The 20,250-nt window shown below is 70.9% G+C and carries 19 protein-coding genes; 4 read left to right on the forward strand and 15 right to left on the reverse strand.

Annotated elements, in window-relative coordinates:
* Window positions 1–16: 16 nt before the first annotated feature.
* From D7X96_RS07230 to D7X96_RS07255, 6 genes are all read right to left on the reverse strand, one after another.
* Entirely contained in the window at window positions 17–262 is a 246-nt protein-coding gene (locus D7X96_RS07230; protein ID WP_120547960.1) for a hypothetical protein, read from the reverse strand.
* An 81-nt stretch (window positions 263–343) separates the two neighbouring features.
* Window positions 344–679 (reverse strand): hypothetical protein, encoded by a 336-nt coding sequence (locus tag D7X96_RS07235; RefSeq protein ID WP_120547959.1) that lies wholly within the window; start codon window positions 677–679, stop codon window positions 344–346.
* 26 nt (window positions 680–705) lie between these two features.
* On the reverse strand, window positions 706–1,992 hold the full coding sequence (locus D7X96_RS07240; protein ID WP_120547958.1) for a TIGR04013 family B12-binding domain/radical SAM domain-containing protein: 1,287 nt from the start codon (window positions 1,990–1,992) through the stop codon (window positions 706–708).
* 28 nt (window positions 1,993–2,020) lie between these two features.
* The gene (locus tag D7X96_RS07245) at window positions 2,021–2,938 is read right to left on the reverse strand and encodes a type VI immunity family protein (RefSeq protein ID WP_121722292.1); all 918 of its coding nucleotides are present in this window, start codon (window positions 2,936–2,938) and stop codon (window positions 2,021–2,023) included.
* On the reverse strand, window positions 2,938–3,747 hold the full coding sequence (locus D7X96_RS07250) for a hypothetical protein (protein ID WP_121769321.1): 810 nt from the start codon (window positions 3,745–3,747) through the stop codon (window positions 2,938–2,940). The genes D7X96_RS07245 and D7X96_RS07250 overlap by 1 nt, the downstream gene beginning before the upstream one ends.
* Before the next feature lie 91 nt (window positions 3,748–3,838).
* Window positions 3,839–4,945, reverse strand: a complete 1,107-nt coding sequence (locus D7X96_RS07255; RefSeq protein ID WP_440588238.1) for a polysaccharide lyase family 20 protein — start codon at window positions 4,943–4,945, stop codon at window positions 3,839–3,841.
* A gap of 262 nt (window positions 4,946–5,207) precedes the next feature.
* On the opposite strand from D7X96_RS07255, the gene D7X96_RS07260 reads away from it, so the two are divergent.
* Window positions 5,208–6,233: an arginine N-succinyltransferase gene (locus D7X96_RS07260; protein WP_120547954.1), complete on the forward strand. Its 1,026-nt coding sequence runs from the start codon at window positions 5,208–5,210 to the stop codon at window positions 6,231–6,233.
* Here D7X96_RS07260 and D7X96_RS07265 read toward each other — a convergent pair.
* A complete protein-coding gene (locus tag D7X96_RS07265; protein WP_121769323.1) occupies window positions 6,217–7,260 on the reverse strand; it encodes a lasso peptide biosynthesis protein in 1,044 nt (347 codons plus the stop codon). The genes D7X96_RS07260 and D7X96_RS07265 overlap by 17 nt on opposite strands.
* Window positions 7,261–7,325: 65 nt before the next feature.
* Here D7X96_RS07265 and D7X96_RS07270 point away from each other — a divergent pair, with 65 nt between their 5' ends.
* Window positions 7,326–10,475: an ABC transporter substrate-binding protein gene (locus D7X96_RS07270; RefSeq protein WP_121722289.1), complete on the forward strand. Its 3,150-nt coding sequence runs from the start codon at window positions 7,326–7,328 to the stop codon at window positions 10,473–10,475.
* A 226-nt stretch (window positions 10,476–10,701) separates the two neighbouring features.
* Here the strand turns inward: D7X96_RS07270 and D7X96_RS07275 are convergent, their stop codons facing one another.
* From D7X96_RS07275 to D7X96_RS07305, 7 genes are all read right to left on the reverse strand, one after another.
* A complete protein-coding gene (locus tag D7X96_RS07275) occupies window positions 10,702–12,855 on the reverse strand; it encodes a hypothetical protein (protein ID WP_121769324.1) in 2,154 nt (717 codons plus the stop codon).
* Between the two features lie 91 nt (window positions 12,856–12,946).
* Window positions 12,947–13,570, reverse strand: a complete 624-nt coding sequence (locus tag D7X96_RS07280) for a DedA family protein (protein WP_120547950.1) — start codon at window positions 13,568–13,570, stop codon at window positions 12,947–12,949.
* A gap of 192 nt (window positions 13,571–13,762) precedes the next feature.
* Window positions 13,763–14,524 (reverse strand): SDR family oxidoreductase, encoded by a 762-nt coding sequence (locus D7X96_RS07285; RefSeq protein WP_121769325.1) that lies wholly within the window; start codon window positions 14,522–14,524, stop codon window positions 13,763–13,765.
* Window positions 14,525–14,667: 143 nt separating this feature from the next.
* Window positions 14,668–15,738, reverse strand: a complete 1,071-nt coding sequence (locus D7X96_RS07290; protein WP_121722287.1) for a radical SAM protein — start codon at window positions 15,736–15,738, stop codon at window positions 14,668–14,670.
* A complete protein-coding gene (locus D7X96_RS07295) occupies window positions 15,735–15,974 on the reverse strand; it encodes an anti-sigma factor family protein (protein ID WP_014399836.1) in 240 nt (79 codons plus the stop codon). The genes D7X96_RS07290 and D7X96_RS07295 overlap by 4 nt, the downstream gene beginning before the upstream one ends.
* 65 nt (window positions 15,975–16,039) lie before the next feature.
* A complete protein-coding gene (locus tag D7X96_RS07300) occupies window positions 16,040–16,669 on the reverse strand; it encodes an RNA polymerase sigma factor (protein ID WP_120547947.1) in 630 nt (209 codons plus the stop codon).
* A gap of 35 nt (window positions 16,670–16,704) precedes the next feature.
* Window positions 16,705–17,289, reverse strand: a complete 585-nt coding sequence (locus D7X96_RS07305; RefSeq protein WP_120547946.1) for a DNA-3-methyladenine glycosylase — start codon at window positions 17,287–17,289, stop codon at window positions 16,705–16,707.
* 65 nt (window positions 17,290–17,354) lie between these two features.
* On the opposite strand from D7X96_RS07305, the gene D7X96_RS07310 reads away from it, so the two are divergent.
* Window positions 17,355–18,011 carry a hypothetical protein gene (locus tag D7X96_RS07310; RefSeq protein ID WP_120547945.1) on the forward strand — a complete coding sequence of 219 codons (657 nt, stop codon included), beginning with the start codon at window positions 17,355–17,357 and terminating at the stop codon, window positions 18,009–18,011.
* A 176-nt stretch (window positions 18,012–18,187) separates the two neighbouring features.
* Window positions 18,188–19,741, forward strand: coding sequence for a 4-alpha-glucanotransferase (locus D7X96_RS07315; protein ID WP_121769352.1), 1,554 nt, complete (start codon window positions 18,188–18,190; stop codon window positions 19,739–19,741).
* Between the two features lie 58 nt (window positions 19,742–19,799).
* On the opposite strand, the gene D7X96_RS07320 is transcribed toward D7X96_RS07315, so the two are convergent.
* Complete coding sequence (locus tag D7X96_RS07320) at window positions 19,800–20,102, reverse strand: hypothetical protein (protein ID WP_120547944.1); 303 nt, start codon at window positions 20,100–20,102, stop codon at window positions 19,800–19,802.
* Between the last annotated feature and the right edge of the window lie 148 nt (window positions 20,103–20,250).

The raw sequence follows: 20,250 nt of genomic DNA on the forward strand, positions 1-20,250 counted from the left end.
AGCCCTGGGGGAGACCTCAGGGCTTTTTCTTGTCGCTGTCGTCGCTGTACTGGTCGCGGATGCCGTCGTGCCGGTGCCGCGTGTCGTTCCAGGGCTGGTCCACGTCGGTGCGCTGGCCGCCGTTCTGCCCGGTGACGTCGTTGAGCTCCTCGGAGCGGCCCTCCGCGGGCACCGTGTCGCCGTGCTCTTCCGGGTCCTTCTGCTTGCTGGGATCCAGCGGGATGCCGGCGCTCTTCTTGAGGTATTCGTCCTTGGGGTCCATGCCGCCATTCCTCCCTTGAGCCCTCAAGGTGGTGACGGGGCGCCGTTCCGGGAGCGGCCGGGCGGCCGGGCGGCCCCCTCCTCAGTTGAGGTACTGGGGCTTCTTGGGAGCTGCCGGGGGCTGGGCCTTCATCATCTCCAGGCCCTGGCGGGTGAGGATGAAGCGGACGACGCCGGAGCCGCGCTCGGTCTCGATTTCGGCCTCGAAGGCGGGCCCGGCGATGCCGCCCAGGGACACGTCCTTGCGCAGGTTGTTCACGCGGCCGGAGATGAGATCGCCGGCCACCTCGCGTGAGCCCTCGCCGCGCGAGTACAGCTCAAAGGCGGCCTCGTGCAGCGTCATGGCCAGCGCCGGGGTGAGGGGCTGGGAGCTGAAGAGCACGGAGATGAGGAGCCAATAGGGCGTCTGTTCAGCCATCGCGAGGGCCAGTGTAACGCCCGGCGCTAGCGGGCGCGCGGCTGTCTGCGCGCGGCGATGGCCTCCGCCAGCACGCCCTGCGCCCTCCAGTGGCCATACAGGCGGCCCTGGGACGCGAGGAAGTCCAGCCGCTGCCGGGTGCGCGCGTCCAGGCGGCCGGGGGCCGCGTCCCGGTACGGGGTGCCGGGCAGCGGCATGAAGGTATGGCCATGCACGCGGGCGCCCAGGTCGGACAGCCGCTGCATGAGGTCCAGCGTGGCCTCCACGTCCGAGGGCTCCTCCCCCGGCAGTCCCAGGATGAAGTCCACGTTGGGCACGAAGCCGCCCTCCACCGCGAGCCGCGCGGCGCGCACCACGGTCTCCACGTCGTGGCCGCGCCGGGTGGCCTGGAGGATGCGCTCGGAGCCGGACTGGCCGCCGATGATGAGGTTGTCGTTGGCCACGTAGCGCTTGAGCAGGGCCAGGGCCTCCGGCGTGACGTGCTCCGGGCGCACCTCCGAGGGGAAGGTGCCGTAGAAGATGCGCCCGTCCGGGGCCGTGGCCTCCTTCACGGCGGCGAGCAGTTCTTCCACGGCGGCCAGGTTCACGGTCTCGTCGGCGGTGCCGTAGGACAGGGACGTGGGGGTGATGAAGCGCACGTCGCGCCGGCCCATGCGCAGCAGCTCACGGGCCCAGTGGGCGATGTTGGGGATGGTGCGGTGCCGGAAGCGCGCCTTGGACATGAAGGGCGTCTGGCAGAAGCGGCAGGCGTAGATGCAGCCTCGGGTGATCTCGATGGCGCCGTACTTCACGTGCTTCACGGCGAACGCGGGGAAGTCGTCCAGGCGCACGCCCTCGCCGTGGCCGTGCTGCACGAGCTTGCCGTCCTTGAGGTGCGCGGTGCCGTGCGTGGCGCGCGGGTCCTCGCCCTTGAGGACGCGGGCCAGGAGGGCGCGCAGGGTGTGCTCGCCCTCGCCCACGGCGACGAGGTCGAAGCCGGCCTGGAGGGTCTGGAGGGTTTCGGCGGTGGCGTGCACGCCGCCCGCGATGCAGAGGACGTCGCGGCCCTCCAGCCGTTCGCGGACCCAGGTCAGCTCCTCCACGGAGGGGCCGAAGCTGGCGGAGTAGAAGGACCACGCGGCGACGACGGTGTCGCCCGCGTCCACGCGTTGGCGCAGGGTGTCCAGCAGGGCCTCGCGGCTGCGAGGAAAGTGCAGCGAAACATCCGCGAGCGCGGGGTCCGCCTCCACGGCGCCGGCGAGCACGGTGAAGGCGTACTTGCCGGGGTACTGGAAGCTCAGGACGAGCGAGACCTTGCGAGGCGTCTGCGACATGGCGTCCGGGGATGATGCCACAGCGAGGTCAGAGGAAGCGGCGCTCCCACTGGCGGACTTCGGCTTCAGTGAGGCCGCCCCAGGCCCCCTGGTGCGCGTAGAGCCACGGCTCCAGCAAGCGAGCCAGCTCGCGGTACGCAGGCAGTGTGTCACCGGCCTCCACGTCCCCGGCTTCAGGAACCGGGCCCAGGGACACCACTGCGCGGTCTGGAGACAGGGCTTCGACCTGCGTCGAAGGCGAGTGCAGCCGGGAGCGAAGTCCCTCCACGCCGCCCAGTTCGTTGAGCACGGGCGGGCCCAGGAAATTGAGCCACGTTGGCCCCCAGAGCCGCGTTCCCAGTTTCGTCGCCAGGGTCTCCAGTCCTGGCAGCAGAAGGCCAGGATGGCGGAACCCCTTCGCCTTCATGACCGGAGTGGTGGACTCCGCCCAGCCCCAGGCGTCGAAGGAGAGTCCCACGTAACCAGAGTGGAAGGGCAGCTCTCGTCCCAGTTCGAGGGCCAGCGCACGCACCCATTCCGGACCGGGATGCTCCAGGAACTCGATGGGGAGCCAGAACTCCGCGGCGAAGGTGCCATGCGGTGTGAGCTGGAAGAAGGGTTGTTGAGGCAACCCTCGGCCCCGGTACTTGAACCGGATCCCCGTCACGGAGTCGGGCTTCTCGCTCACTTCAATGCGCCCGGTCGCCGGGTGCATCACCGCCTCGGTCAGGAATGCATCAGCCTCTTCGGCCAGGGGACTCCAATCACCGTGGCGGTCCACGTACCACGCCAGGGAGCGGGGCTCGATGGCACGCCGGTAACGTTCCAGGGCACGGCAGAGCGGCAAGGCCAGTTCCTCGTGGGGTCCCCCCATGAAGAACGCGATGCTCACCGCCTCGCGCAGGACGACGATCGGCTCACCTTCGATGTCGAGGGTGACACGGCTCTCTGGATAGCTCGTGGCCATTACTTGACTCCCAGGTTCGGAGACACGAGGCGAGGAGCGGTGTCCTTGCCAAGGAGCAGTGAGTAGACCTCGCCCTGCTCCTGCTTCGCGAACGGATGTCCTTCAGGGTAGGTCTCCCACCTGGGAGGGTTCGTCACGGGGCACGGGAACTTGAAGTCGTAGACCCGCTGCGCCTGGAGTGGGTTTCCCAAGGCGTGCAGCACCACATCCGGCGCGATGGTCCCTGTCAGCAGGAAGAACTGTCCGGCGGCCAGCCAGCGCGCCACCTCCTCCGGGTCCAACCACCGCGTCCGGCCCGTCTGAGCATCCCGCAGGTAGCGCGGTTCCAGGCTGAACCGGCCCGCGTCCGTGGCGCCCAGCTGCTCCTGCACGCACGCCAGCGCGGCCTCGTGCTTCGCGTTCCCCAGCAGCACGCCCCGTTTGACCGTCCGTCCGTTCGAGTCCACGACCTTCTCCTCGCAGATCTCGCGGGTCGTCCGCCGGCCCGGCCCCAGCATCCGCTCGTTCACCTCGAAGTTCGCCCGCTTCGCGCACTCCACCAGCACGTGCTCCACGCGGGCCACCTCCGCCGCTTCCCACAGGCGCATCACCGCCGCGGCCTCGGCCGCTCGGGCCGCGGCTCGGGACAGCCACGGCAGGATGGCGTCCTGCCCCACCTGCGAGGCACACGCCGGATTGCGCAGACACCCCGTCGTCGCGGAGTCCATCGTTATCTGGGAGTAGCTTCGTGGCGCTCGCACCTCCGGGCCCGCGCACGCGGTCCACAGCAGGAGGCCGCACAGCCACCACGCCAATCGGGGAGGAGTCATCCCGCGCCTCCTCGCATGGAAGCGCGGACTCCTTCAACCCACCTCCCGCCCCGGACGCACCGGAGCGGGAGGGTCCTTCAGGGACGACGCTTCAGCTCCGGCGGCGGCGCGCCCGCGCCAGGCCCAAGAGCCCCAGCAGCGAGAACGCGGCCAGCGAACCACCGCTCGCGGAGCAGCCACCGTGGAAGTTCGCGTCGCCATCGTCCTCGTCCAGCGGCGCCGGCTTCACACCCGTGCTCGTGCCCGCGTCCACCACCGGGGCCGGGTCCACGGGCGTGCCCGCGTCCACCACGGGGTCCGGATCCACCGGGCTGCCCGCGTCCACCACCGGGTCCGGATCCTGCGGCGAGCCCGCGTCCACCGGCGTCCCCGCGTCCACCGGCGTGCCGGCGTCCACCACCGGCTCCGGATCCGGCTGCACCACCGGGAACACGTCCTCGCGCTTCGTCGCCTGGATCATCCCGTCGTGGTAGACGACGCCCACCGGCTTGATGGTGTCCGCCCGGTACAGCCCCAGCTTCAGGTAGTTGTTCTGGCCGGAGAACATCGTCTTGGCGTAGGTCTTCTTCAGCACCTGCGCGCCGTTGTGCCACAGCTCCACGTAGCCCACGGACGCGTCCGGGGACCACTTCACGTGGAAGACGAACTCCTGCCACGTGCCGCGCTTGAGCGCCGTGCTCCACACCGTGCCGCTGTCGTTCAGCGTCAGGCGGATGAGCTCGCCCTTCACGAAGAACTCAATCGGCGGCGACCCGCAGCACCCGTCGTGGTGCCACTGCGTGAAGAGCTGCCACGCGTCCACGCTGGGGAAGTCGTTCGCGAACATCACCTTCCAGCGGTACCAGTACTCCGAACCCACCTTCTCGTTGCTCAGGTACACCAGCTCATTGCGGTTGCCGCTGGAGTTGATGGGGTCATCGCCCTGCTTCACCGTGGCCTTGAGGGCGTACTTGCCCTCCGACACCGGGCTCGTCACCACCTGGAGCCGGTCCGAGCTCACCATTTGTTCCACGCTGTATTGGGAACGGTTTCCCGTCTCGAAATCGCCCCGCCAGACGATTTCCGCCGCAGCGAGGCTCGGGAGCAGACAGGCCGCGAGCCAGAGGTGCAGTGCTTTCAATGCTGAATCCTTGGGAGGGGGGAGGGGAGGGGTTGATGCTTTGACGGCAAAGCTTTGACAAACACTACCCCAAACCATTCCCTCACTTCATTCCCCCGCCAAACCATTCCCAGACGCCTGACAACACAGCATGCGGGCAGGCAGGCCCTTCCCCGGATTGAGACATGTTTCACGTCGGGAGCCACGCCGCCCATACCCAGCGAGCGGACGGCGGAGCGATGTCCTGAACGCAACGCGTCATTGACAGGGGAGCATGCAGGGGGCTGACGGGACGGGGGCGTGGTGTAAGGTCACGGGCCCTTCCGGCGCTCCCTTCCCGGGGCGCCCTTCAGTGTGCCCCATGCTCGTGCTGCGAGACGTCCAGAAAACCGACTTGCCCGGCCTGAAGCGTCTTGCCGCGGTGCTGAACACGGTCAACCTGCCGAACAACGAGGAGACGCTCGAGGCCATCATCGACAAGTCGGTGAAGAGCTTCGCCGGCAAGGTGAAGGACCCGTTCGAGCGCGAGTACCTCTTCGTGCTGGAGGACGTGCGCAACAACCTCATCATCGGCACGTCGATGATCATCGCCCAGCACGGGACGTACGACGCGCCGCACATCTACTATGAGGTGAGCGAGCGCGAGCACTACTCCGCCTCGCTGGAGCGGCACCTGCGGCACAAGGTGCTGTCCATCGCGTACAACTACGAGGGCCCCACGGAGATTGGCGGCCTGGTGGTGGACCCGCCCTACCGCGCGACGCCGGACAAGCCCGGCAAGCAGCTGTCCTTCGTGCGCTTCCTCTTCATCGCCATGCACCGGCGGCTGTTCCGGCCGCGCGTGCTGGCGGAGCTGTTGCCGCCGCTGCTCCCGGACGGCCGCAGCCTGCTCTGGGAGGCGTGCGGCAAGAAGTTCACCGGCCTCACCTACCTGGAAGCGGACCGGCTGAGCCGCCAGAACAAGGAGTTCATCAAGGAGCTGTTCCCCGCGTCGGACATCTACGCGTCCCTCTTCCCGGACCGCGTGCAGAAGGTGCTGGGAGAGGTGGGCCCGGCCACGCGCGGCGTGCAGCGGATGCTGGAGCGGGTGGGCTTCCGGTACGTGGAGCGCATCGACCCGTTCGACGGCGGCCCGCACTTCGAGGCGGACACGGCGGACATCTCCCTGGTGCGCCGCTACCGCACGATGAAGCTGGCGGAGGAGGACTTCGAGCTGGAGGGCGACGATGTGCTGGTCGCCGCCGAGCGCGAATCCGGCCGCAACCGCTTCCGCTCCGTGCGCTGCACGGCCCGGCTGGACAACACCGTCATCCACCTGCCCGCCCGCGCGAAGGAAATCCTGGAAGTGAAGCCCGGCGCGAAGCTGTCCGTCATTCCGTTCGAGTAGCGCGCACCACCCGGTAGTCCCCGCGCAGGAGCGCCAGCCAGCGCTCCCCTGCCTCCAGCGCGGGGCCCTCCGGCGGCGCCAGCGCCAGCGCCAGGTGCGTGTCCGGGCGCACGGGGTCCAGGGACGTGGGGTCCAACTCCAGCGTCCCGCCGCCCTTCAGCGCCACCCGCACCCAGGCGTGCGGCCGGGCCGGTCCGCCGTCCACCACCAGCAGCCCGTGCACCAGCCCCACCCGCTGGCCCCGCGCGCGAGCCAGGGACGCGTAGCGCAGGGCGTGCGCCAGGCAGCCTCCGGCCTCGCCCTCCCCTCCCGGGCGCCAGTCCGCCGCCGTGGGCCCCTTGTCCGGGAAGGCCGCGTGCACCTTCGCGGACAGGGCCCGCGCCGCCGCGGGCGTCCACTCCGTCATCTCCGGCAGGCGCGGGGGGACGGTGAAGGACGGCCCGTCTCCTCGCGGCGCGAGCGCCAGCGCGCCTCCGGTGCCCCCCTCCACGGGGACTCCGTCCGCGAAGAGCTCCGGCGGGGCGCGCAGCCGCTCCCCGGGGGCCGCCCGGGTGAAGCGGGAGTCGCCCACCTCCAGCGCCTGGAGCTGCCCCCGGTCGTCGTAGCGGGCGCGGAAGCGGGCACCCAGCATCGTGCCCTCGGCGCTGGTGGGGCCCCTCGCCGTGACGCAGTGGGGGCCCTCCTGGCCGGACAGCTCCTCGCGGCCCTTCACGCAGCCCTCGGGAGGGGGGCCCCGCCACAGCCACAGCGCCTGGGGCACCGCGTCCCCGGCCGTCACGCGCCCTGTGGCGTCCACGGGGAGCGTCACCTCGCGCACGCGCTCGCCCGCGTGGCCGTCTCGCACGTGCAGGTGCCGGCTGGTGTACGTGAACCGCCCCGCGTCCAGGGACAGCCCCACCGTCCCCACCGGCACGCCCCGCCACGCGAAGACGAACCGGACCGAGCTTCCGCTCCGGGCGGCCTCGGCGCCCGTGCTCGCGGGGATTCCCGGGAGCGCCAGCATGGCGATGGCGAAGAGGGCCTTCATGTCCCGTGAAGCATGCGTCGAAATCAGGACCGGCGCGAGAAGGCGGGTTAGCGTCACCCCCGTCCATGGGCGCCAAACGGTACCTCTTCTCGTTCGGGCTGGTGGCGGCGCTCGTCTCCGCACTCATCCTGGGCTTCGTGCTGTGGTGGGTGACGGGCAAGCCGGATGACACGGCCGGGTGGGCGGTGCTGCTGCTCGGCGTGCCGTTCCTGTGGCTCATCGGCAGCTACCTGTCGTGGTTCCGCTTCGCGTCCATGCGGCGGCGAGAGCGGCGCGACCTGATGTCCCGGCTGGCGGAGGGCGACCTCACCACCCCCATCCACACGGGCTTCGAGGGCCAGGAGGACCTGCGCCGCCTCATCCTGTCCCTGCGCCGCGCGCTGTCCCAGGTGCAGCGCGTGACGAGCAACCTGCACCGCACCGGCAACGGCGTGAGCGAGCAGGCCCGCATGCTGCTGGAGGCCGCGCGCCGTCAGGGCGGCGCCGTGGAGCGCACGCTCTCCGCCGTGGGCGGCAACGGCAGCAGCCTCCAGGTGGCCATCAAGCGCGTGCAGCACATTGAAACCTTCGCGCACGAGACGACGGGCGCCCTGCTGGAGATGACCGAGCGGCTGCATCAGGTGGTGGACGGCCTGGAGACGGTCAACGACTTCAGCCAGCGCACCAGCGGCCTCACCCAGGCGATGACGGAGCGGCTGACCCACATCGCCGCGTCGGGTGACGAGCTGGGCCGCTTCGCCTCGGAGGCGGAGGACTTCGTCGCGCTGGTGGAGGGCGGCATCTACGCCGTGCGCCGCCGCGCCATGGAGACCAACAGCATGGCCGTGGCCGTCACCGCCACCGCCCAGCGCGGCGAGTCGCTGGTGGGCGACAGCGTGCAGGGCATGTACCGGGTGGAGGAGACGGTGCGCAAGGCGGCCGAGCTGATGGAGATGCTCGGCACGCGGTCGCTGGAGATTGGCCGCATCGTGGACGTCATCCAGGAGATCGCCGACCAGACGAACCTCCTGGCCCTCAACGCCGCCATCATCGCCGCGCAGGCGGGCGAGCACGGCCGCCCCTTCGGCGTGGTGGCCAACGAAATCCGCAGCCTCGCCGAGCGCACCACGCGCTCCACGCGCGAGATTGGCACCATGGTGACGGGCATCCGCGACGCGGTGGAGACCGCCGTGGCGCTGGTGCAGGAGGGCCGCGAGCAGGCCACCGCGGGTGTGGCCCTGGGCGACCGCGCCTCCGAGGCCCTGGCCGAAATCCGCACCATCACCCAGCGCACCTTCGCCGCCGTGGAGGCCACGGTGATGGAGACGCAGCAGCTGGAGGCGCAGGGCGCCACGGTCGTGGAGGCCAGCAAGCGCGTGGCCCAGCGCGTGGAGGACATCACGCGCATGGCCATCGAGCAGTCCGGCAACGCGCGGGACCTGGTGCGCCAGATTCAAGAGATGTCGCGCGTGGGCCAGAGCGCCGGCCAGAAGGCGGAGGCCCAGGCGCGCACCGGCCGCGACCTGTCCGAGGCGGTGATGCGCCTGAGCGCGGCCATCGAGGAGCTGCGCTCCGCGCACCAGGTGCTCACCCGGGGCGACGCGTCCATCCGCGAGGAGATCGCGCAGGTGCGCGAGGACGCGCGCCGGGTCATCCGCATTGGCGATGGGCTGGACCGCACGGTGGACCAGCTGGGCCACGAGACGGCCAGCCTGGAGGCGGAGGTGTTCCGCTTCCAGCTGCCCCGCGCCCGCGTGGGCGGCACGCTGCGGGTGGGGCTGCATCAGGGGGGATCGCTGCGCGCGCGCCAGACGGTGGATCCGCTCTTCAGCGTGGAGAACCAGATGGCGGAGCTGACGGCGTGCCTCTTCTCCTGCCTGGTGCGGCTGGAGGACGGCATGCTGGTGCCCGACCTGGCCGAGCGCTGGGACGCGGACCCGTCCGCGCGCCGCTACCGCTTCTACCTGCGCCGGGGCGTCACCTTCCACGACGGCGCCCTGCTCACCGCGCAGGACGTGAAGCGCCACCTGGAGCGGCTGATGGACCCGGCGCTGCGCTCGCCGGACCGCAGCCTGTTGGAGGACGTGGAGGGCGCGCGCGAGTACTCCAGCGGCATGGCGCGCGAGGTGACGGGCATCGAGGCGCTGGACGAGGGCACACTGGAAATCCGCCTGCGCGAGCCCAAGGTGTTCTTCCTCCAGCTGATGGCGCTGACCGCCACGGCGGTGGCGAAGGTGGACCCGGCGGGGAAGCTGGTGGGCACGGGGCCCTTCCGCGTCGTGGGCATGCAGCCGGACCGGATGGTGCTGGAGCGCAACGCCACCTACTGGCGCGGCGGACTGCCCCTTTTGGACCGGCTGGAGTTCGTCCTCTCGGACACGCGCAACCAGGCGATGCGGCAGCTGCTGGACGGACAGTTGGACCTCGTGTCGTTCCTGCACGTGGAGCACACGCAGGCCAACGGCCTGGACGCGCACCAGGTGGTCACCAGCACCACGCCCTCCACGGCGTTCCTGGGCTTCAACCTGAACGAGGCCCCCTACAACGACGTGCGCGTGCGGCGCGCGCTGCGCGCGGGCATGGACCTGCAGGGCGTGGTGGAGCAGTTCCACCCGGGCGCGCGGGTGGCCCGCACCTTCACGCCTCCGGAGCTGCTGGACGGGGCCCAGGAGCTGGGGCCCGCGCCGGTGCCGGACCTGACGCTGGCGGAGCGGCTGTTGCGCGAGGCGGGCGTGCGGCGGTTGCAGCTCACCCTGCACCACCCGGTGGGCCGCGACACATCCGCCGAGGACGCGGTGCTCTTCCGGCCGCTGATTCAAGCGGGACTCCTGGAGCTGCGCCACGAACAGATGCCCGCCGAGGAGTACCTGCCGCGCCTGCGCGAGGGGAAGGTCCCGGCCTTCCGCACGCTGTGGCTGGCGGACTTCCCGGACCCGGACGCGTTCCTGCACTTCCTGCTCAACTCCAGCGCGCAGACGGTGTACCCGCTGGGCTACAGGAACGCGGAGCTGGACCGGCTCACCGCCGAGGCGCGCGTGTCCATTGATCCGGAGCTGCGCTCGCAGCTGTACAAGCGCGCGGAGCTGCTGGCGCGCGAGGACTGCCCGCTCATCCCGCTGTACCACGACCGCACGCACGCGGTGGCGGTGGCCTCCGTGCAGAACCTGCGGCTGCATCAGACGCCGCCGCAGGTGCGCTTCGAGGACCTCTGGGTGGACCCCGCCGTGGGCGGCTGAGCGGATCAGCCGCGCCGCCATCTTCGCAATCGACTTCACCCACTCCATCTCCGCCACCCTCCCCGCCCAAGCCTCGCCATCCAACCAGGGGGGGCTGACATGGACGCGAAGCACCCGCGTCCTCGCCCTCCGAAGGCGAAGCGCCAAAACCTGTCCGACTGTCGGACAGGTTTTCAGAGACCGGGTCCGGCGGGCGCCGTTTGTCCGTGCGCCGTGGGCAGCTGACCTACGGCACGGCGCGGCGTGTGCCCGCGGGACTGGCGTTGCGCTGGGGCCAGCCGCGGACTTCGGCGCGCTCGCCGACGGGATAGGCCTCCAGCCTCCAGACGCCATCGCGGCGCAGCGCCACATGCAGCAGGTCGCCCGCGAACAGCGCGCCCGCGACCTCCACGCGGCCCGGCAGGGCGCACTGGTTGAGCTTGTTGCCGTAGGCAATCCACTCGAGCCACGCCTGGCGCTGACCATTCGGCAGCGCCGCGTCCGCGAGCACGCCCACCGTGTTCCGAGACAGCAGCGCGGCTTCATGGAAGGCGCCGGGGAGCAGCGGCGAGGGCAGCACGTCCACGTCCGAGAGGGACTTGCCGTCATCCGTGCTGAAGGAGCGCAGCACGGTGCGCAGCTCCGCGTCGACGCACGGGCTGCCGTCCGTGCGGTCACAAGCGAGCGCGAACGCATGACCGACCCTGCCACTGGGAGTCATCAGCACGGGCTCGGCCAACGGTGACAGCGTGCGCGTGCCCGCGTCCCAATCCAGCGCGCCAAGCACGCCTCCATCCGTGTCCACGGCGGCCCGCGTACCCACGAGCAACCGTCCCGACGCGAGCGCCAGTGACGGCGCACCACCTGGGACACCCTCCCCACGCTGTTCGAGGATCAGCGATGCGATGCCTCCGTCCTCGAGGGCATCGCCGAAGAGAGTCCCGCCGTCCATGACCGGCTCGGGCAGCGCCCAGCTTGTGAAGGCCAGCCGTCCATCCCATGGCGTGTAGAGGTACGCGCCTCGCGTGTCGTCCACTGCGAGCCTCGCCGCTCCACCGCCGTCCTCCTCCGGCCCCGTCGCCAGCGGCACGCCATCGACCGCGCTCAGCATGATCAGCCGGGAGCGCAGCGGCTCCGCGCTCCGCGAGACGTACGTCAGCACGTTTCCTTCCTGCGTGAGCGCCACCCTGCCCGCTCCCGTGCCGGGCACGCCCTCCGGCGTCCCTCCATCGGCGAACGCCAGCGACGTGCGCCAGCGCAGCTCGCCCGCGCCTCGAGGCGCGTACGCCTCCAGCGCTTCCGGTGCCAGCACCACCACGCCCGCGTCCGACGCCGCGAGCAACGTCCTCACGCCCCCGTCCGCATAGGGCGACTCGTAGCGCAGCAGTCCGCTCTCCGTGTACGCGGCGAGCCAGCAGCCCGCGTCCTCACCGCACACCGACGCGTAGACCGTCCCGTCGTCCACCAACAGCACCGGGCCTCCGTCCTCCGCGACGGGCGCGCCTCCCAGCTCCGCGCTGAAGACGGACTCCAAATCCCCCGCGTCCGGACGCATGCACTCACCCGCGCTGCACTTGCCTTCGTCCTGGCAGGGCGTGGCCGGTGCGCAGACGAAGCCGTCCGGCGGCGTCACCGACCGGCACGTGCCGCTGAAGCAGACCTGCGCCGCCTTGCAGCTCACCGCGCCGCACGGGCTGAAGTCCGCCACGTCCACCTGCTTGCAGCCTTCGTTGCGGTCGCACACGCCCACCTTGCAGGGGTTGCCCGGCACCGGGCACGCGACGTTCGCCGTCACGCAGCCCTGCGTCGGCGAACAGCTGTCCACCGTGCACGGGTTGTCGTCATCGCACGTGCGCGGCTGCCCCACGCAGACGCCCGCCTGGCAGCGGCCGTTCTCCTGACAGCGGCTGCCGGGGATGCACGACGCGCCATCCTCCAGCGGTGACTCGATGCACTGGCCGGAGTCCAGGTCGAAGCGCGACTCGCGGCACTCGCCCTGCGGCACGCACGCCAGCGGGCGCACGCCCACGCCGGTGAGCCTCACCTTCGCCGTGGTGCGCCCGGCCGTGAGCACCAGCTCACCATCCACCGGCGCGTTGCCCGCGGAGAACAGGATGTCCACCGTGCCCGTGCCGCTGCCGCTCACGACAATCTGGGACACGACGACGAAGAAGGGCGCGTCCGTCACCGCCTCCACCGTGACGCCCGCGCGGCCCGTGGCCACCAGCGTCAGCGAGCGGCGCACCTGCGTGCCTTCCAGCACCCGGCCGAAGTCCACGACCTCGGCCTGGGGCCGGAAGCTGGCGCTCGCACCGCCCAGGTTGGGGTCGTCGCCACAGCGGCACCCTCCCACCAGGACGAGCACCAGGAGCAACCACCAGCGAGCACGGGCGCGGAACATGCCCCGACTCAACCGCGCCACCCCGGGCCCGCGCAACGTGCGCCCACCCTGGCGGGTCGTCCCCGCACATTTTCCTGCCCGGCCGGGCCCGCTACGGTTCCACGGCCGACTCACGCCGCCGCGTCAGCGCCCGCACGCCGAACCCCAGCGCCGCCACCACCAGCAGCCCGATGACGGCGTACTGGTAACGCGACACCAGCACCGTCAGCCGCTCCAGGTTGCCGCCCACCGCCATGCCCAGCGCCAGGATGAGCCCGCTGTGCGCGAGCGCGGAGATGGCGCCCAGCACCAACGCGTTGAAGCGCGGCATGCGCGCCGCCCCCGCCGCGATGAAGATGACGCCCCGGATGCCCGGCAGGAAGCGGTTCACCAGGAGCAGCCACGGCCCCGTGCGCCGCATCTTCGCCTGCACCTGCTCCAGCCGCGCGTGCGTGAGCCCGAAGAAGGAGCGCCCCGGCTGCGCCTCGAAGCGCTTCGCCAGCCACTGGCCCACCGCGTAGTTGATGAACGCCCCCAACACGCTGCCCGCCGTCACCACCGCGAGCACCAGCCACCAGGGCTTCTCCCCGCGCACGGCGTAGACGCCGCCCATGAGCACGATGGTGTCCCCGGGAAACGGAGGCACCACGTACTCCAGCATCGCCGCCACGCCGAGCACCAGGAACCCGAACGGCCCCAGCATCCCAATCAGCTTGTCGACGTGCTCGATCCACATCCGCGCGGTGCCCTCCAGGGCCAGAAGCTCCCGGCGCGAGACTTAAGTCGCCTTCCCGCCCGGGGGAACCCGTCTCTTCCACCACCCGCGCGGAGGTGAACACGGACAGCCCCCTGGCCTCCAGGGGCAACCCACGCTCGCATCCCCCGCGCAGGGGGGCGCAGGCACGGGCCGGATGCCGGCCCCGGCCTCTCAGACGAGCGAGAGTCCCCCATCCGCAGTGAGGACACTCCCCGTGACGAAGGACGCCTCGCCGCTCGCGAGGAAGACGGCCGCGTTGGCGATCTCCTCCGGGTCCGCGACGCGCTGGAGCGCATGCAGCCGCGCGGCGGCGGCGCGCTGCTCCTCGGAGGCGTTCCAGCTCCGGAACATGGGCGTGTCCGCGCCTCCGGAGACGAGCACGTTCGCGCGGATGCCCTGAGCGGCGTACTCCGCCGCGACGGTGCGCGTGAGCCCGATGAGGCCCGTCTTCGCGGCGGCGTAGCCGGACGTCCCGGGCATCGCCTTCGTGTGCCCCACGAAGGTCCCGATGTTGATGACGCTCCCTCCGCCCGACTCCAGCATCGCGGCCACCTGGTGCTTCGTGGACAGGAACGCACTCACCAGGTACCCGTCGATCCACTCCCGGAACGACGCCGTGTCCAGCGTGTGCGTGGGCCCGCCGCCGAACGAGCCCCCCGCCGCGTTGACGCCCACGTCGAGCCTCCCGAACGTCTCCCGCGTGAAGCGGACCAGGGCCTCGACGTCGCCCTCCTTCGTCACGTCCGCGGCGCGGGCCACCACCTGCCCGCCCATCTCGCGAGCCAGGCGCGCCGTCTCCTCGAGCGGCTCGATACGTCTGCCGGCCGCCACCACGCGCGCGCCCTCCCGGGCCAACGCCAACGCCGTCGCCCGGCCAATCCCTGAACCCGCCCCCGTCACCAGGGCGACCTTCCCTTCCAATCGATGCGTCATCCGACGGCTCTCCGAACATGGCCCGCGCATGAGGTCGCGCCGCCGGGGCCCTCGCCGCGGCGCACGGTCCTCGTAGCGCCGCAGGGCCAGGGCCCGCGCTCCGGTTCTTGCCGTCGAATCACGAACGCCGCGAGAAGCGGGCGTCAGGCCTGCCGGGACGAAGCCGCGGGCGTGGGCAGCACCGTGCCGCCGTACTGGCTCGCCGCCAGCGTGCCGCACGCCGCTCCAATCTCCTTGCCGCCGGAGTACCGCCGCGCGATGGGCGCCTTCAAAATCTGGAGGTGGTCCCGGAACGCGCTCAGCTCCTCCGCGGAGGGCGGCAGGTACTTGCCCGTCGGATCCGTCACGTCGATGAGGTCCACCTTGATGGGGATGCCCTCGAACGCCGCCTTCAGCGCCTCCGCGTCCTCGCGCCCCAGGTTGAAGCCCTGGATGGCCACGTAGGCAATCATCGCCCGCTCGCGCCGCGCCTCGCTGTACTCCCGGATGGCCTGGATCAGCTCCGGCAGCGGGTGCGTCTTCTCGATGGGCAGCACCTTCGCGCGCTTCTCCGGGATGGCGCTCGTCACGCTGAACGCCAGGCGGAACGGGTGCCCTTCCTTCGTATAGCGGCGAATCGCGGGCACGTGCCCCGCGGTGGAGAACGTGATGGCCGTGCCGGAGATGGAGAACCCGGCAGGGTGCGAGAGAATCTGCGCCGCGCGGATGGTCTCCTTGTAGTTGAGCAGCGGCTCGCCCATCCCCATGAACACCACGCCGCCCACGCGCCGGTCCGCCTCCGCGCGCACCTGCATCACCTGGTCCAGTATCTCCCAGGTCTGGAGGTTGCGCTGGAAGCCCAGCTTGCCCGTCATGCAGAAGTCGCACGCCAGCGCGCAGCCCACCTGGCTGGACACGCAGACGACGTACTTCTCCTCGAAGATGGGGATGCGCACCGCTTCGATGCGGCCGCCCAGCGGCGACTCGAAGAGGTACTTCACGAAGCCGTCTTCCGCCTGACGCCGCTCCACAATCTTGAGCGACGGCATCTGGGCCTGGGCGCGGAGCAGGTCCGCGACCCGGCGAGGCACCTGGGGCGCCAGCGCGACGGCGTCCACCGTGGGACGGGCGTGGGCGAAGACGCCCGCGAACACCTTGCGCACCGCGGTGGCGGACGGCTGGGCCGGCGCGAGCGCCGCTTCCAGCTCCGGCAGCGACAGTTGTTTCAGATTCACGAGCAGGACTTGATCTTCGAGCGCAGGAACTCCGTCAGCTTCGCGGACACCTCCCGGGGCATCTTCAGCGCCATGGCGCGCTTGCAGAGGCCGGGCGTCGCCCGATAGGTGCTGAGGAATTCCTCGCAGGGCTTGCAGCCCGACAGGTGCTCCTGCAGGTGCCGCGCCTCCTCCTCGGGCATTTCGCCCTCGAGGAACTCGAGCAGGAGGTTGATGGAATCTTTGCAGGTATACATCCGAACCTCGGCTGGCTGCGGCTCCCCTCGTTCCAGTTCGAAGATGCCGAGGCGCCCTGGGGGTTTCACACCCCGCGATTGTCCCGGTTGTAGAACAGGTCGATGGCCTCTCGCAGCGCGAGCCGTGCCCGGTGCAGGCGGCTCTTGATGGCGGGGATGGAATCCCCCGTCACTTCCGCGATCTGTTCGTAGCTGAGGCCATCCACGTCTTTCAAGAGGAAGACTTCCCGGTAGCCCTCCGGCAGGCGGTCGGCCGCTTGCTGGATGGCCTGCCCCAACTCCGCGTCCAGCGCCTTCTCCTCGGCGTCCCGGCTCCAGTCCGTGACGGGGTAGTCCGCCAGGGTGCCCCGCTCCGTGAATTCAGGCGCCTGGAGTTCGGCTTCCGCCGCCTGGGCCACCCGGCGGTGACGCAGGCGCATGAGCGCATGGTTGGCCGCGATGCGGTGCACCCAGGAGCCGAAGGCCGCCTCGCCCCGGAAGTCCTTCAGGTGCTGGTAGGCGGACAGGAAGGTGTCCTGGGTGATTTCCGCCGCGTCCGCCTCCGAGCGCGTCATCCGCAGCGCCAGGCCGTAGACCCGGTCCTGGTGCAGGCCCACCAGGGCCTCGAAGGCGGAGACGTCGCCGTCCTGGGCGCGCGCCAGGAGCCGCCGGTCTTCTTCCTGCCGGTCATCTTCCTGGGGAGCCTCTTGGGACATGGCGTTTTCCACCCAACCAGCCAGAACGTTCCGCGTCAAGGACGACGGCGAGGCCGCCGGGAGACGAAGCGGCTGACGTGTCCACTGTCCCGGTCCCACAGCCGCAAGGGTTCAGCGGCCCACGCCCCGGCGTACTCCACGCCAATCCGGGGCCCCCGCTCCACCTGCCCGTCCGGCACCGGCGTCCCCGGGAGCAGATGCAGCCCCTCCGAGTCCAGCGGGAGGTCGTTGTGGTTGAGGTTCAGCCCCAGCACCCGGCACAGCCGCCCGGGCCCGTCCGTCCGCTCACCAGGCGGGATGCCCTCCATCGGCTCCACGCCCCGCACGAGCACCGCCGCGGCCACCCCGGGGCCGTCCGTCACCACGTTGAAGCAGTGGTGCATTCCATAGATGAGGTAGACGTAGGAGCGCCCCGCCGGCCCGAACATCACCTCCGTCCGGGGCGTGCGCCCCTTGGACGAGTGACACGCCAGGTCGTGCTCGCCCAGGTAGGCCTCCACCTCCACGATGCGGCCCACGCGCCGGCCCTTCACCCCGTCCACCACCAGCAGGGTGCCCAGCAGGTCGCGCGCCACCTCCAGGGTGGGCCGCGCGTAGAAGGACAGGGGAAGTCGTTTCATGGGTGCGGAGCGTGCCGGGGCCAAAGCCACCCACGACGCCAGGGAGGCTTGTCCGGAGGCGAAAGATGATGGCAGACGACCTCATGCACAACCCGATGAATGGGCTTCCCCGCTTCCGCCGTGCCCCGTTCGCCCTGGTGCTGTCGCTCACGGTCCTGGGAGGGACCGGGTGCGGGAGGGAGCCCGGCGGCGTCACCGGCCACATGCGGGTGCGGCATGGCGAGGTCTGGGAGGAATTCCCCACGTCGGCTTTCAGCCAGGTCCAGCCCCAGGAGGCCCGGGACTCCGGGTTCAACCTCGGCCCGGTCTTCAGCTTCTGCAATTCGGACGACCTGTCGGAGAAACGCCAGGAGAACTCCCGGGGCCTCTGCGTCTACGTGGACGTCGAGCTCTTCGCGAAGGGGAGCGGGCCCGCGGAGTACGCCATTGACGGAGCAGCCCATGTCCCGGGCCTGCGGTATCGGGGGACCCACGACGGCGTCTACTTCGAGCCCGGCCCTGGACACTCGCCGGGGCTGAAGGCGGCCTGGACCCAGTCGTTCTGCGCGGCCGGGGACGACGAGAAGACCGCCATCCAGCAGGTCTCCGGCCGGTTCGTGCTGGAGGAGAACTCGGAGGACCGGCTCCGGGGGCACCTGGAGCTGACAGTCCAGGGACCAACGGCTGGCACCTGCCCGGGTGAGGCCGCCGAGGTCGCCCTGGACTTCGACTTCCGGGACTGAAGGCGCCGTACGCCCGGGAGCCAAGGGCGCGTGCGCTTCGTCAACCACTGAGCGCTCGGATGGGCCCGCGGTCCAATGCCACCGTCGGCCCCAAACGGCGGACAGGCAGGCGTGTGTGCACCGCGTCGCGACAGCAGTTCACACCGGCCCGGGGCTGGGGCAGATTGCGCCGCATCATGTCCACTCCTGGCCGGCTCTCCGGTCTCCTGCTGCCTCTCTTCTCCCTGCGTTCGCGAACGGACTTCGGCATCGGTGACTTCGGTGCCATGGACGGGCTCTTCTCCTGGATGAAGGCCGCGCGGCAGCGCCTGCTGATGGTGCTGCCCCTGCTGCCCACCGCGCCCGGTGACCCCAGTCCCTACGCCACGCGGTCCGCGTTCGGCCTGAACCCGCTCTTCATCGACCTGAGCCAGGTCCCGGAGTTCCAGGCCACCGGCGGCGAGGGCGCGCTCAGTGATGCGCAGAAGCAGCAGCTGGCGGAGGCCCGCGCCGCCGCGCGCGTGCGCTACGACCTGGTGTTCCCGCTGAAGGACGCCGCGTTCGCGCGCGCCTTCGACCACTTCGAGAAGCACGAGTGGTCCGCCCGCACGCCGCGCGCCCAGGAGTTCCAGAAGTGGCGCGAGGCGCAGGGCGAGTGGCTGGAGAGCTACGCGCTCTTCACCGCCATCAGCGAGAAGGAGGACCGCCGTCCCTGGTGGCAGTGGCCCGAGGGGCTGCGCGCGCGCCAGCCGGACGCGCTGCGCGCCATCCAGGAGCAGGGCCTGGAGCGCCGCGTGCGCTACCACGCCTGGCTCCAGTGGCTGGCGGAGGCGCAGTGGAACCAGGTCCGCGCGCAGGCGAAGGCGAAGGACGTGCTGCTGTGCGGCGACGAGCCCTTCATCATCGGGCAGGACAGCTCCGACTGCTGGGCCCACCCGGACATCCTGCGCCGCGACGCGCGCCTGGGCGTGCCGCCGGACGACTTCTCCGCCACCGGCCAGGACTGGGGCCTGCCCTACTTCGACTTCGCCGCGATGGAGAAGGACGACTACGCGTGGCTGAAGAAGCGCGCGGCCAAGGCGGCCAGCTACTACGACCTGCGCCGCGTGGACCACGCGGTGGGCTACTTCCGCCAGTGGATCCGCGACGAGAAGAACCCCACCGGCTACTTCGTCCCCGCGGACGAGCCCACCTGGCGCCGCCAGGGTGAGAAGCACTTCCGCCTGCTGTCGGAGGGCGCGGGCATCGTCGCCGAGGACCTGGGCGTGATTCCCCCGTTCGTGCGGCAAATCCTGGCGGACCTGAAGCTGCCCGGCTACCGGGTGCTGCGCTGGGAGCGCGACGACAACACCTACCGCGACCCGCACGGCTTCCCCGCCGTGTCGCTGGTCACCACCGGCACGCACGACACGGAGCCGCAGGCCGAGTGGTGGGAGCAGGCGCAGGAGCACGAGCGCCAGAACGCCGCGCGCGCGTGGCCGGAGTTCCAGGGCGTGGCGGTGACGCGCGAGTTCACCCCGGACATCCACCGCGCCACGCTGGCCGCCGCGCTCAACGCGGGCTCGGACCTGTGCGTGCTGCCGTGGCAGGACGTGCTGGGCACGCGCGACCGCATCAACCTGCCCGGCACCATGGGCGACGCCAACTGGGCCTACCGCATCGCGCAGAACACGGACGCGCTGCTCACGGAGCCGCAGACGAAGGACGCCGCGGAGCGCCTGGCGTGGCTCACCGCCTCGTCGCGCCGCTAGGCTGAAAAAGCCTCCCGCCCCGGGGCCGCTGGACGACGGCCGCCCCGGGCGCGAGGGATTAGTCCTCGATGCACTTCACCTGGCCGGGGAAGCCCCCGAACACAGCGCAGTGGCGGCCCGCCTTCGCGCACTCCAGCCGGTCGCAGATGTTCTCCACCACGCACAGGGGCGGCGAGCGGCCGAACTCCAGGAACAGCTCCGCGCAGGAGCGGAACGGATCCGCGCACCCGAGCGAGCCGCAGTAGGGCGTGTCGGAGAGGTTCTCTCCCTCCTTGAGTTGGACCACTTCGTCTTCGCTCACGCCGCAGCCGGTGGCGAGCACCAGCGTGGCCGACAACAAGAGTGCGATTCGCCGGACCATAGGGGCCCGAATCTGACGCACCCCGGGCCCGGTTGCACGCGCCGCGACGGAGCCCGGGGGGTGGCGGACACTGACCCCGTCCCCGAGGTCGTGGAATGCGACACTCGCCCCACAAAGAAACATTGGGAAACGCGTCAGGGGCTGGCCT

It is taken from the genome of Corallococcus interemptor, assembly GCF_003668875.1.
GTDB lineage: Bacteria > Myxococcota > Myxococcia > Myxococcales > Myxococcaceae > Corallococcus > Corallococcus interemptor.

What these genes read in the sequence shown, in the direction of transcription:
- D7X96_RS07230 (WP_120547960.1), bottom strand. Translation starts at nt 262, where the DNA reads ATGGACCCCAAGGACGAATACCTCAAGAAGAGCGCCGGCATCCCGCTG.
- D7X96_RS07235 (WP_120547959.1), bottom strand. Translation starts at nt 679, where the DNA reads ATGGCTGAACAGACGCCCTATTGGCTCCTCATCTCCGTGCTCTTCAGC.
- D7X96_RS07240 (WP_120547958.1), bottom strand. Translation starts at nt 1,992, where the DNA reads ATGTCGCAGACGCCTCGCAAGGTCTCGCTCGTCCTGAGCTTCCAGTAC.
- D7X96_RS07245 (WP_121722292.1), bottom strand. Translation starts at nt 2,938, where the DNA reads ATGGCCACGAGCTATCCAGAGAGCCGTGTCACCCTCGACATCGAAGGT.
- D7X96_RS07250 (WP_121769321.1), bottom strand. Translation starts at nt 3,747, where the DNA reads ATGACTCCTCCCCGATTGGCGTGGTGGCTGTGCGGCCTCCTGCTGTGG.
- D7X96_RS07255 (WP_440588238.1), bottom strand. Translation starts at nt 4,945, where the DNA reads ATGGTTTGGGGTAGTGTTTGTCAAAGCTTTGCCGTCAAAGCATCAACC.
- D7X96_RS07260 (WP_120547954.1), top strand. Translation starts at nt 5,208, where the DNA reads ATGCTCGTGCTGCGAGACGTCCAGAAAACCGACTTGCCCGGCCTGAAG.
- D7X96_RS07265 (WP_121769323.1), bottom strand. Translation starts at nt 7,260, where the DNA reads ATGAAGGCCCTCTTCGCCATCGCCATGCTGGCGCTCCCGGGAATCCCC.
- D7X96_RS07270 (WP_121722289.1), top strand. Translation starts at nt 7,326, where the DNA reads ATGGGCGCCAAACGGTACCTCTTCTCGTTCGGGCTGGTGGCGGCGCTC.
- D7X96_RS07275 (WP_121769324.1), bottom strand. Translation starts at nt 12,855, where the DNA reads ATGTTCCGCGCCCGTGCTCGCTGGTGGTTGCTCCTGGTGCTCGTCCTG.
- D7X96_RS07280 (WP_120547950.1), bottom strand. Translation starts at nt 13,570, where the DNA reads ATGTGGATCGAGCACGTCGACAAGCTGATTGGGATGCTGGGGCCGTTC.
- D7X96_RS07285 (WP_121769325.1), bottom strand. Translation starts at nt 14,524, where the DNA reads ATGACGCATCGATTGGAAGGGAAGGTCGCCCTGGTGACGGGGGCGGGT.
- D7X96_RS07295 (WP_014399836.1), bottom strand. Translation starts at nt 15,974, where the DNA reads ATGTATACCTGCAAAGATTCCATCAACCTCCTGCTCGAGTTCCTCGAG.
- D7X96_RS07300 (WP_120547947.1), bottom strand. Translation starts at nt 16,669, where the DNA reads ATGTCCCAAGAGGCTCCCCAGGAAGATGACCGGCAGGAAGAAGACCGG.
- D7X96_RS07305 (WP_120547946.1), bottom strand. Translation starts at nt 17,289, where the DNA reads ATGAAACGACTTCCCCTGTCCTTCTACGCGCGGCCCACCCTGGAGGTG.
- D7X96_RS07310 (WP_120547945.1), top strand. Translation starts at nt 17,355, where the DNA reads ATGATGGCAGACGACCTCATGCACAACCCGATGAATGGGCTTCCCCGC.
- D7X96_RS07315 (WP_121769352.1), top strand. Translation starts at nt 18,188, where the DNA reads ATGTCCACTCCTGGCCGGCTCTCCGGTCTCCTGCTGCCTCTCTTCTCC.
- D7X96_RS07320 (WP_120547944.1), bottom strand. Translation starts at nt 20,102, where the DNA reads ATGGTCCGGCGAATCGCACTCTTGTTGTCGGCCACGCTGGTGCTCGCC.